Source organism: Citrobacter sp. MGH110 (assembly GCF_001037515.1).
GTDB lineage: Bacteria > Pseudomonadota > Gammaproteobacteria > Enterobacterales > Enterobacteriaceae > Citrobacter > Citrobacter portucalensis.
Map to the genome: position 1 here is coordinate 112621 of NZ_KQ089832.1, position 12449 is coordinate 125069.

The 12449-nt window shown below is 54.4% G+C and carries 8 protein-coding genes; 1 reads left to right on the top strand and 7 read right to left on the bottom strand.

What is annotated here, in order from left to right; translation table 11 throughout:
* Positions 1-6: 6 nt before the first annotated feature.
* Complete coding sequence (gene glpG, locus SK38_RS20535) at positions 7-840, bottom strand: rhomboid family intramembrane serine protease GlpG (RefSeq protein ID WP_032945236.1); 834 nt, start codon at positions 838-840, stop codon at positions 7-9.
* Between the two features lie 75 nt (positions 841-915).
* Positions 916-1242, bottom strand: coding sequence for a thiosulfate sulfurtransferase GlpE (gene glpE / locus SK38_RS20540; protein WP_003827629.1), 327 nt, complete (start codon positions 1240-1242; stop codon positions 916-918).
* 198 nt (positions 1243-1440) lie between these two features.
* On the opposite strand from glpE, the gene glpD reads away from it, so the two are divergent.
* Positions 1441-2949, top strand: a complete 1509-nt coding sequence (gene glpD, locus SK38_RS20545) for a glycerol-3-phosphate dehydrogenase (protein WP_008786343.1) — start codon at positions 1441-1443, stop codon at positions 2947-2949.
* Positions 2950-3039: 90 nt separating this feature from the next.
* On the opposite strand, the gene glgP is transcribed toward glpD, so the two are convergent.
* Genes glgP through glgB form a run of 5 tightly spaced genes read right to left on the bottom strand, consistent with a single transcriptional unit; the run spans position 3040 to position 12409 of the window.
* A complete protein-coding gene (gene glgP, locus SK38_RS20550) occupies positions 3040-5487 on the bottom strand; it encodes a glycogen phosphorylase (protein WP_003827624.1) in 2448 nt (815 codons plus the stop codon).
* A 19-nt stretch (positions 5488-5506) separates the two neighbouring features.
* A complete protein-coding gene (glgA, locus tag SK38_RS20555; RefSeq protein WP_003827622.1) occupies positions 5507-6940 on the bottom strand; it encodes a glycogen synthase GlgA in 1434 nt (477 codons plus the stop codon).
* The gene (gene glgC / locus SK38_RS20560; RefSeq protein WP_003827621.1) at positions 6940-8235 is read right to left on the bottom strand and encodes a glucose-1-phosphate adenylyltransferase; all 1296 of its coding nucleotides are present in this window, start codon (positions 8233-8235) and stop codon (positions 6940-6942) included. Before glgC ends, glgA begins: the two co-directional genes overlap by 1 nt.
* A 14-nt stretch (positions 8236-8249) precedes the next feature.
* Positions 8250-10226, bottom strand: a complete 1977-nt coding sequence (gene glgX / locus SK38_RS20565; RefSeq protein WP_048236950.1) for a glycogen debranching protein GlgX — start codon at positions 10224-10226, stop codon at positions 8250-8252.
* Positions 10226-12409: a 1,4-alpha-glucan branching enzyme gene (gene glgB, locus SK38_RS20570; protein WP_048236951.1), complete on the bottom strand. Its 2184-nt coding sequence runs from the start codon at positions 12407-12409 to the stop codon at positions 10226-10228. Before glgB ends, glgX begins: the two co-directional genes overlap by 1 nt.
* Between the last annotated feature and the right edge of the window lie 40 nt (positions 12410-12449).

The following is a 12449-nucleotide window of genomic DNA, read 5'->3' on the forward strand; positions in this document are numbered from 1 at the left end:
TCCGGCCTACAAAGTTCGTTTCCGCACATTCATCGTATCGGCAAACGCCATTGCCAGACCCACGGCCAATCCGGCGATATGAGCGCCATTCGCCATCGACATGCCGAATAGATCAAACCAGCCGGCAACAATCCAGATCAAAGCAAAGATAATCAAACCACGCTGCAGGAAAATACCGCTTTGCGGATCGCGCTCGCCGCGCAACCACACGTAGCCCATCAGCGCATATACCACGCCAGACAGTCCACCAAACCACGGGCCGCTAAATTTCTGCTGAACATAGCCGCTCAACAGGGCGCTGATCACGGTAATTACAATCAGTTTTCCACTGCCCAGACGCTTTTCAACCGCACCGCCGAGATACCACCACCACAACAGGTTGAACAGAATATGCATCAGCGAGAAGTGCATAAAAGCGTGGGTGAAATAACGCCAGAATTCAAATTTCAGCGAAGGGTCAAACGGCCATGCCAGCCAAAGCATCACCGCCTGGTCGCCCAGCACGTTCATCGCGATAAACACCAGCACACACGCGGCCATTACCAACCAGGTTACCGGGCCTGCGCGTTCGCGCAATGTGGCCAGGAACGGATAACGCTGGTAGTGCAGACCGCTGTCGGTCTGACCCGACTGCCAGCTTGCCGCTAGGTAGCGCGGATCGCCCGGATTCTCCAGAAATCGCGCCAGTTCAGCATGCACGCGCTCGGCTTGGGACTCATCCGCCAGCCAGACATCCGTTTGCTGATGTTGTTGAATCGTCAGGATAACGCCCTGTGTCGCCATATAATCAACAAATGCCTGCGCCACGCGGGGGTTAGCAAAAGAGGTAATCATCAACATGGTTGCTGTCGCTTATTCCACACAAAAGAGGACAGTATATATATCCTGCCCGTTTCAGGCTGCATCTTTGTTAGCTTACGAACCGTATGCCACTTCTGCCGGAAAATGTCGATGCCAGGCGTCGAAGCCGCCATCAACGCTGTAAACCGCGTCATAGCCTTGCTGAAGAAGATATTGCGCCGCACCTTTACTGCTGTTGCCGTGATAACACATCACCAACACAGCGGTGTCGAAATCATGCTCGCGCATAAATGACCCCAGCGTGTCGTTCGTCAGATGAAACGCCTGCGGGGCATGACCCATGGCATAGCTTTGCGGATCACGGATATCCACTAACACCGCGCTCCCCTGATGCAGCTTCTGATGCGCTTCTTCGACATTAATACATTCAAACTGATCCATTGCTCTCTCTTCTTTATATGGCAGGTGATGCTTTTCGGACATGTTACTGCTTAGTGTACGTCCCGACGGCAGTTAAACGCCATAATGTTATATGTATCACTGTAAATTGTTTATCCGATGTTACCAATGGCGCGATTCTTTGCTATTATGCTCGATAACGAACATTAATGAGCTATAACGAAAGTGCGAGAGGCCAGCATGGAAACCAAAGATCTGATTGTGATAGGTGGAGGCATCAACGGTGCCGGTATCGCGGCAGATGCCGCTGGACGCGGTTTATCCGTGCTGATGCTGGAAGCGCAGGATTTAGCCTGCGCCACCTCTTCCGCTAGCTCCAAACTCATCCACGGTGGCCTGCGCTACCTGGAACACTACGAATTTCGTCTGGTAAGCGAAGCGCTGGCCGAACGTGAAGTGCTGTTGAAAATGGCACCGCATATCGCCTTCCCGATGCGCTTTCGTCTGCCCCACCGCCCGCATCTGCGTCCGGCGTGGATGATCCGCATTGGTTTGTTTATGTACGATCATCTGGGCAAACGCACCAGTTTGCCAAGTTCTACCGGTTTGCGTTTTGGCGCAGATTCCGTAATGAAACCTGAGATTGTGCGCGGTTTCGAATATTCTGACTGCTGGGTCGACGATGCGCGACTGGTTTTGGCAAACGCCCAAATGGTTGTACGTAAAGGCGGAGAAGTATTAACCCGCACTCGCGCCACTTCTGCTCGCCGTGAAAACGGTTTGTGGATTGTTGAAGCTGAAGATATCGATACCGGCAAAAAATACACCTGGCAGGCGCGTGGCCTGGTCAACGCCACCGGTCCGTGGGTGAAAGAGTTCTTCGACGACGGTATGCACCTGCCATCACCGTACGGCATTCGCCTGATTAAAGGCAGCCACATCGTAGTGCCGCGCGTACATACCCAGAAGCAAGCTTATATTCTGCAAAACGAAGATAAGCGTATTGTGTTTGTTATCCCATGGATGGACGAATTCTCGATCATCGGGACGACAGACGTTGAATACAAAGGCGATCCGAAAGCAGTGAAAATTGATGAAAGCGAAATCAATTATCTGCTGAAGGTCTACAACGCGCACTTTAAGAAGCAGCTGGGCCGTGATGATATCGTCTGGACTTACTCAGGCGTGCGTCCGCTGTGCGATGACGAGTCTGACTCACCGCAGGCGATCACCCGTGATTACACGCTGGATATCCACGACGAAAACGGCAAAGCGCCGCTGCTGTCGGTCTTTGGCGGTAAGCTGACCACCTATCGTAAGCTGGCTGAGCACGCGATGGAAAAACTGGCATCGTACTACCAAGGAATTGGTCCGGCATGGACGAAAGAGTGCATTCTGCCAGGCGGTGACATTGGCGGCGATCGCGAAGATTACGCGGCCAAACTGCGCCGTCGCTACCCGTTCCTGACCGAGTCGCTGGCACGCCATTATTCTCGCACCTACGGCAGCAACACCGAATGGGTTATCGGCGAAGCCACCTCGCTTGCCGAGTTAGGTGAAGACTTTGGCCATGAGTTTTATGAGGCCGAACTGAAATATCTGGTCGATCATGAATGGGTTCGTCGTGCGGAAGATGCGTTGTGGCGTCGCACGAAAGAAGGTATGTGGCTGAATGCTGAGCAGCAGTCGCGTATGACCCAGTGGCTGGCGGAGTACATTGAAAAACACCAGCTGTCGCTGGCGTCCTGATAAAAATGCCGGATGCGGCTAGCGCCTTATCCGGCCTACAAGAGTGCATAAACGTAGGCCGGGCAAGCGAAGCTCCCCCGGCATCGTGTGTTACAACCGCACCGAATCGATATGCCAGATGTTTTCGGCGTACTCTTTGATCGTCCTGTCCGACGAGAAGTACCCCATGTTGGCGATATTAATCATCGACTTGGTGGTCCACTCTTCCGGGTGACGATACAGTTCATCAACCTTATCCTGGCAATCAACGTAGCTGCGATAATCCGCCAGAACCTGATAGTGGTCGCCAAAGTTAATCAGCGAATCCACCAGGTCGCGATAGCGTCCCGGCTCCTCAGGGCTGAATACGCCGCTGCCGATCTGCGTCAGCACCTGGTGCAGCTCTTCGTCTTTCTCGTAATACTCACGCGGCTTGTAGCCCTGGCTGCGTAAAGCCTCGACCTCTTCCGCCGTATTACCAAAGATAAAGATATTTTCTGCGCCCACATGCTCCAGCATCTCAACGTTGGCACCGTCCAGCGTCCCGATGGTCAGCGCACCGTTAAGAGCAAATTTCATATTACTGGTACCGGAGGCTTCGGTCCCGGCCAGAGAAATCTGTTCAGAAAGGTCGGCAGCAGGAATAATCACCTGCGCCAGGCTGACGCTGTAGTTGGGGATAAACACCACTTTCAGCTTGTCGCCAATTTGCGGATCGTTGTTGATCACTTTGGCGACGTCGTTGATCAGGTGAATGATGTGTTTCGCCATGTAATAAGCCGAAGCCGCTTTACCGGCGAAGATATTCACACGCGGTACCCACTCAGCATCAGGATCGGCCTTAATGCGATTGTAGCGGGTGATCACATGCAGCACGTTCATCAACTGGCGTTTGTATTCGTGAATACGCTTTATCTGCACATCAAACAGCGATTTCGGGTTCACCACCACGTTCAGTTGCTGGGCGATGAGCGTGGCCAGACGCTTTTTATTCTCCAGCTTCGCGCGGCGCACAGCCTGATTTACCAGTGGGTAATCGCAGTGCTGCTCCAGCTCGCTGAGCTGGCTGAGATCGGTTCGCCAGGTGCGACCAATGTTCTCATCCAGCACTTCAGAGAGCGACGGGTTAGCCAGCGCCAGCCAGCGGCGCGGCGTCACGCCATTGGTGACGTTGCAAAAACGAGTCGGGAAAATCTTCGCAAAATCAGCAAACAGCGACTGCACCATCAGGTTGGAGTGCAGCTCGGAAACGCCGTTAACCTTGTGGCTCACCACCACCGCCAGCCATGCCATACGCACACGACGGCCGTTAGATTCATCGATAATCGACGTCCGCCCCAGCAGAGCAGTATCGTTTGGATACTGTTCCTGCAACGTCTTCAGGAAGTAGTCGTTGATTTCAAAGATGATTTGCAGATGGCGCGGCAAAATTTTTCCCAGCATATCGACAGGCCAGGTCTCCAGCGCTTCGCTCATCAAGGTGTGGTTGGTATACGAGAAGACCTGGCAGCAGACCTCAAACGCATCGTCCCAGCTAAACTTATGCTCATCGATCAGCAGTCGCATTAGCTCAGGGATCGACAGCACCGGATGGGTGTCGTTGAGGTGAATGGCGATTTTATCCGCCAGGTTGTCGTAGGTTTTGTGCAGCTGGTAATGACGGCTCAGAATGTCCTGCACCGTGGAGGAGACCAGGAAATACTCCTGGCGCAACCGCAGTTCGCGTCCTGAATAGGTGGAGTCGTCCGGGTACAGTACGCGGGAGACGTTCTCGGAGTGGTTTTTATCTTCCACCGCCGCAAAGTAGTCGCCCTGGTTAAATTTACCGAGATTAATCTCGCTACTGGCCTGGGCATTCCACAGGCGCAGCGTGTTGGTGGCGTCGGTGTCGTAGCCGGGGATAATCTGGTCGTAGGCGACCGCGAGGATCTCTTCGGTTTCTATCCAGCGCGTTTTCTTACCTTCCTGCTGAATGCGCCCGCCAAAACGCACTTTGTAGCGCGTGTTGTGCCGTTTGAATTCCCACGGGTTACCGTATTCCAGCCAGTAGTCAGGCGACTCTTTCTGGCGGCCATCAACAATGTTCTGCTTGAACATGCCGTAGTCATAACGAATACCGTAACCGCGTCCCGGCAATCCCAGCGTTGCCAGAGAGTCCAGGAAGCAGGCCGCCAGGCGCCCGAGACCGCCATTGCCAAGACCCGGGTCGTTTTCTTCGTCGATCAGATCTTCAAGATCCAACCCCATACCTTCCAGCGCATTTTTGACATCGTCATAAATGCCCAGCGATAACAGTGCATTGGAAAGCGTGCGGCCAATCAGAAACTCCATAGACAGGTAATAGACCTGACGAGTTTCCTGAGATAATTGCGCACGGTTAGAACGCAGCCAGCGCTCCACGAGACGGTCGCGCACCGCGAACAACGTGGCGTTCAGCCACTCATGTTTATTGGCAATGACCGGGTCCTTACCAATCGTGAACATCAGCTTATAGGCAATAGAATGCTTAAGTGCCTCTACGCTGAGTGTGGGCGATGCATAAGTAAATGGAGCATTCATATAGGTGATTCCTGGATATCTATTTCAAGCGATAGTAAAGCTCACGGTATGACTTCGCCGCGACTTGCCAGCTAAAATCCATGGTCATGGCCTGACGTTGTACAAACCGCCAAAGCGAAGGCCGGGACCACAATACGAAAGCACGCCGGATCGCGCGTAACAGCGACCAGGCATTACTATCTTCAAATACAAACCCACTGGCGATACCGTCCGCCAGGTTTTCCAGCGAACTGTCAGAGACTGTATCAGCCAGCCCACCGGTGCGCCGCACCAGCGGCAGCGTGCCGTACTTCAGTCCATACAACTGCGTTAAGCCACACGGCTCAAAACGGCTGGGAACCAATATCACATCGGCCCCACCCATGATGCGGTGCGAGAAGGCTTCGTGATAGCCGATCTGCACACCCACCTGTCCTGGATGTTCCGCCGCTGCGGCGAGGAATCCTTCCTGTAATACCGGATCGCCCGCGCCTAGCAATGCCAGCTGTCCACCCTGCTCTAACAACCCCGGCAGCGCTTCCAGCACCAGATCCAGCCCTTTTTGACTGGTCAGACGGCTCACCACGGCAAACAGCGGTACTTTATCGTTGACCTTAAGTCCCATCGCTATCTGAAGCTGACGTTTGTTTTCTGCCTTCTCCTCCAGCGTGTCGCGCGTATATCGCGATGCCAGCAGGAGATCGGTTTCCGGGCTCCAGATTTTTTCATCAACGCCGTTCAGCACGCCGGAAAGACGGCCTTCACGATGACGCTGCTGCAACAGACCTTCCATCCCGTAGGCAAACTGCGGCTCGGTAATTTCCCGCGCGTAGGTCGGACTGACCGCCGTAATGTGGTCGGCGTAGTACAACCCTGCCTTCAGAAACGAAATCTGCCCGTTAAACTCCAGTCCGTGCACATTAAAGAACGACCATGGCAATTGGATGTCATCCATATGCTTTGCATAAAACATGCCTTGATACGCCAGATTGTGGACGGTGAACACCGATTTCGCCGGATGGCCGCGCGCCGCCAGATACGCCGGAGCCAGACCCGCATGCCAGTCGTGTGCATGCACCACATCCGGGCGCCAGAATGGGTCAAGGCCACAGGCCATTTCACAGCCAACCCAGCCCAGCAATGCAAAACGCTGCACGTTATCGGTATACGCAAACAGGTTAGTGTCGTGATACGGGCTACCGGGGCGGTCATAGAGATGCGGCGCGTCAATCAGGTAAATACCCACGCCGTTGAAATGCCCGAACAGCAGCGTGATACGTCCGGCGAAGGTATCCCGACGCGTTACAACCTGCGCATCGGGAATGCCGCGACGAATATCAGGAAACGCCGGGAGCAGCACGCGGGCATCCACGCCGTCCGCTATTTGCGCTGCGGGTAACGCCCCAATAACATCCGCCAGTCCCCCGGTTTTTAACAGGGGGAACATCTCTGAACAAACGTGTAAAACCTGCATTATCGCTCCTGTTTGATCTGCAGTTTGCGTAGCATTTCACGCGTGACCAGCACAATACCTTCCTCTGAACGGTAGAAACGACGCGCATCTTCTTCCGCGTTTTCACCAATCACCATGCCTTCGGGAATAACGCAGGCGCGGTCGATAATGCAACGACGTAAGCGGCACGAACGTCCCACCCACACTTCAGGTAACAACACTGCCGAATCAATGTTACAGAATGAATTCACCCGCACTCGCGGGAACAGAACGGACTGCACCACCACCGAACCTGAAATTATGCATCCGCCAGAAACCAGCGAGTTCAGCGTCATTCCGTGGCTGCCGGAACGGTCCTGAACAAATTTCGCCGGTGGCAGCGATTCCATGTGCGTACGGATTGGCCAGTCCTGGTCGTACATGTCCAGTTCAGGCGTCACCGAAGCCAGATCGAGGTTCGCCTTCCAGTAGGCTTCCAGCGTACCCACGTCACGCCAGTACGGCTCAGATTCCGGGTCAGACTGCACGCAGGACAACGGGAATGGATGTGCATACGCCATGCCAGCTTCGGTGATTTTCGGGATAATGTCTTTACCGAAATCGTGACTGGAGTTTTCATCGAGGTCATCTTCCGCCAGCAATTCATATAGATAATCGGCGTTGAAAACGTAGATCCCCATACTGGCAAGAGATTTGGTCGGGTCACCTGGCATAGCTGGCGGGTTGGCGGGTTTTTCAACGAACTCGATAATTTTATCGGTGTCGTCCACGTCCATTACGCCAAACGCGCTGGCCTCTTCAATAGGCACTGGCATACAGGCCACGGTGCAACGCGCGCCTTTCTCGACGTGGTCGATCAGCATGCGTGAGTAGTCCTGCTTGTAGATATGATCGCCCGCGAGGATCACCACATATTCCGCTTTATAGCGTCGAATGATGTCCAGGTTTTGGGTCACCGCATCCGCCGTACCGCGATACCAGTTTTCACCCTGCATTCTCTGCTGGGCAGGCAGCAGATCGACAAACTCGTTCATCTCTTCGCTAAAGAACGACCAGCCGCGCTGAATATGCTGCACCAGCGTGTGGGACTGGTACTGAGTGATCACGCCAATACGGCGGATCCCGGAGTTAATACAGTTGGATAAGGCAAAATCGATAATGCGGAACTTACCGCCAAAGTGCACAGCAGGTTTGGCACGTTTGTTGGTTAAATCTTTTAAGCGGGTACCACGGCCACCGGCCAGGATCAGGGCAACAGATTTTAATGGCAGCTGGCGCGCCAACATTACACGATCGTTCTTCTCTAAACTCACCATGACTAACTCCTTTTTTATCTTCTCTGGAACACACACAGTCCGTGCGCAGGTCCCTGCCAGACAGCCGTAAGCACCGGATTATCCTCTCCGGCAAATGGGGGAACGGCGCACCATTCCCCTTCAGGTAAAACGATATCTGTCACCTCAAGCGTGGCATTTATTGCAATCAGAAAACGGTCTGATAGCAGGATTTGCATCTGCCTCGGGCCGTTTTGCCACTCATCCGCACTTAAGGGTTGTGCGTACTTATTCAGCCAACGAACATTGCCATCGCCCTCTTCCCACCAGCGATCGTCCGTTAATGCAGGAATTTGCTGACGAAGATGGATCAGGGCAGCGGTAAATGTGGTTAGCCCGCTGTTTGCCTGCTGCCAGTCTAGCCAGGTTAGAGCGTTATCCTGGCAGTAAGCGTTATTGTTGCCGTGCTGGCTATGACCATGCTCATCGCCCGCCAGCAACATCGGCGTCCCCTGGGAGAGCAACAGCGTGGATAACAGCGCATGAATGCTGTCGCGCCGCCGCTCAATCAGGTCCAGCGTGCCACCTAATCCTTCTTTACCATGATTGTCGCTGTAGTTATTGCTAGTGCCGTCGCGATTTTCCTCACCATTCGCTTCATTGTGCTTATTTGTGAAGCACACACAGTCGCGTAGCGTAAAACCGTCGTGCGCAGTCACCAGATTGACCGTCGCGCTGGGTTTGCGACCATCGCGTTTAAACACGTCGCTTGATGCGGCAAAACGCCCGGCAAACTCACCCAACGAGAGATTACGCTGGAGCCAGAAGCGTCGGGTCGCATCGCGGAAATGGTCATTCCACTCGGCAAACGGCGGGGGGAAATTCCCCACCTGATACCCGCCTTCACCAATATCCCACGGTTCCGCAATCAGCTTAACGCGTGAGAGCAGCGGACAGTTTTGGATCGCGGTAAACAGTGGCGCATCCTGACGAAACGCAGGTGTACGCCCCATGACGGAAGCCAAATCAAAACGAAAACCATCCACATGGCAGGTTTCAACCCAGTAGCGCAGGCATTCACATGCGTATTCCACAACGCCCGGATGGCTCAGATTGAGGGTGTTCCCACAACCGGTCCAGTTGTAGTAATCACCATCGTCCCTGATCCAATAATAGCTACGGTTATCAATTCCGCGCAGCGAGAAGACGGGGCCTTCGAGATCCAGTTCGGCGCTGTGGTTCAAAACGATATCGAGAATGACCTCAATCCCCGCTTTGTGCAGCGCTTTTACCGCGTCGCGAAACTCATCAAGCGCACTCTCCGGCGAACAGGCATAGGCCGGATGCAGTGCAAACATCGCTACCGGGTTGTAGCCCCAATAGTTCGACAGCCCCAGCCGCTGAAGCCGTGGTTCGCTGGCAAAATGCGCCACCGGCAGCAGCTCCAGCGCGGTAATGCCGAGGCGCTTGAAGTAATCGATCATCACTGGATGGCCCAGCGCTTTGTAGGTTCCGCGAATCTCTTCCGGCAGCTCAGGATGCAAATACGTCAACCCTTTGACATGCGCTTCGTAAATCACGGTATTGCCCCACGGCGTGCGCGGCGGGGTATCATCCTCCCAGTCATAATGATCGGACACCACCACGCCCTTCAGCGCGATGGTGGCATTATCATGATGATCCGGTTCATTTAGCCCACCGTGCAGCAGCGGGTTATCTTTTAACTCGCCATCCACCCGACGGGCGCAAGGGTCAAGCAGCAGCTTGGCCGGATTAAACCGGTGGCCCTGCTGCGGTTGCCATGGGCCATGAACACGATAGCCATAGCGCAGACCGGGCCGGGCGTTGGCCAGATAGCCGTGCCAGACATCACCGCTACGCCCCGGCAGGTCATAGCGAAGTTCGCACCCTTGCTCATCGAATACGCATAATTCAACGCGTTCAGCGTGGGCCGAGAAGAGTGTGAAATTGACACCATGGCCGTCATACGTTGCACCATGGGGGGTGGCGTTGCCGGTTGCCAGTTGCGTCATTACCCCTCCCTGACCAGCCAGATCGTTGCCAACGGCGGTAACGTGAGGCTCAGTGAGTGCTGACGACCATGGCTGGCGATTTCATCGCTGTGCACCGCACCGCCGTTGCCGGTATTGCTACCGTGGTAATGCATCGAGTCGGTATTGAGGATCTCACGCCATTTGCCTGGCTGATTGATACCGAAGCGATAGCCATGCCGGGGCACAGGCGTAAAGTTACTGACCACGATGATTTCATTGCCGACCTTGTCACGACGCACGAAAGCCAGCACCGAACGTTCGTTGTCATCCACCACCAGCCATTCAAAACCATAGGCGTCAAAGTCGACCTCGTGCAGCGCTTTGTGATGACGGTAGGTGTGGTTCAGATCGCGCACCAGACGCTGTACGCCGTGGTGCCAGTTATCGCCACCTTCCAGCAGGTGCCAGTCGAGGCTGGCGTCATGGTTCCATTCACGTCCCTGCGCAAACTCGTTGCCCATAAACAGCAGTTTTTTGCCCGGGAAGGCCCACATCCAGCCGTAGTAGGCGCGCAGGTTGGCAAACTTCTGCCATGCGTCTCCCGGCATGCGATCGAGAATGGATTTTTTACCGTGTACCACTTCATCATGCGACAGCGGCAGGACGAAGTTTTCGGTGTAGTTGTACAGCATGCCGAAGGTCAGCTTGTCGTGATGGTACTGACGATGAATCGGATCCAGCTTCATGTAGTCCAGCGTGTCGTGCATCCAGCCGAGGTTCCACTTATACCAAAACCCTAAACCGCCCATATCCTGTGGTCTTGAAACGCCGGCAAAGTCGGTCGACTCTTCCGCCATGCTCACCGCACCAGGCACCTGCTCGCCAAGAATGCGGTTGGTATTGCGCAAAAATTCAATGGCTTCGAGGTTTTCACGACCACCAAATTCGTTTGGGATCCATTCCCCTTCTTTGCGGCTGTAGTCGCGATAAATCATCGACGCCACGGCATCCACGCGCAGCGCGTCAATACCAAAGCGTTCAATCCAGTACAGAGCATTACCCACCAGGTAGTTGCTGACTTCACGGCGACCATAGTTGTAGATCAGCGTGTTCCAGTCCTGGTGATATCCTTCGCGCGGGTCGCTGTGCTCATACAGGTTGGTGCCATCAAACTCTGCCAAACCAAAGTCGTCCGACGGGAAATGACCCGGCACCCAGTCGAGAATGACGTTCAGCCCCGCCTGATGCGCGGCATTCACGAAATAGCGGAAATCATCGCGCGTCCCGAAGCGACGGGTCGGCGCATACATGCCGGTAGGCTGGTAGCCCCAGCTACCGTCGAACGGATGCTCGTTAATCGGCAACAGTTCGAGGTGGGTAAAGCCCATCCATTTGGCGTACGGCACCAACTGATCCGCCAGCTCGCGGTAGCTCAGCCAGAAGTTGTTATCGGTATGACGACGCCATGACCCCAGGTGAACTTCATAGATAGAGATCGGTGCATCAAACTGGTTGGCTTTTTTGCGCGCCTCGCTTTGCACTACTTTTTCCGGCAGACCACAGATAAGCGACGCGGTTTCCGGACGCATTTGCGCTTCGAAGGCGTAAGGGTCCGCTTTGATTCGCAGCTTACCGTTGGCATCGATCATCTCGTATTTATACAGCTGACCATGCTGCGCACCGGGGATAAACAGCTCCCAAATACCGCTTTCTTTGCGCAGGCGCATCGGGTGGCGACGACCATCCCAGTAGTTGAACTGCCCAACCACTGACACGCGTTGAGCGTTAGGTGCCCAGACTGAGAAGCGCGTACCGGTTACGCCATCCATGGTATCCGCATGCGCACCCAGCGTTTCGTAAGGTCGCAGGTGCGTACCTTCAGATAACAGCCAGGCATCCATATCCTGGATCAGCGGGCCAAAACGATAAGGGTCATCAATCAGATTCTGCTGTCCATGCCAGACAACGGCCAACTGATAGCGAAAGAAATTTTTACGGCGGGGAAGTACTGCACAGAAAAAACCGCGAGAGTCGAGGCAATCCAGCTTGCCGACTTTGCGTCCGGTTTTGGGTTCGATCACCCACACTTCGGTGGCGTCAGGTAATAGGGCGCGGACTTCAAGTCCAGCATCAGTTTGGTGCATACCGAGTACGGAAAAAGGATCCGCAAAATGGCCTGCAATTAGCGCATTAATCACGTCTCTATCGATACGAACGGACATGGTTGTCATCCTGTTTTATGGCGTCACCCCTTCCAACTGA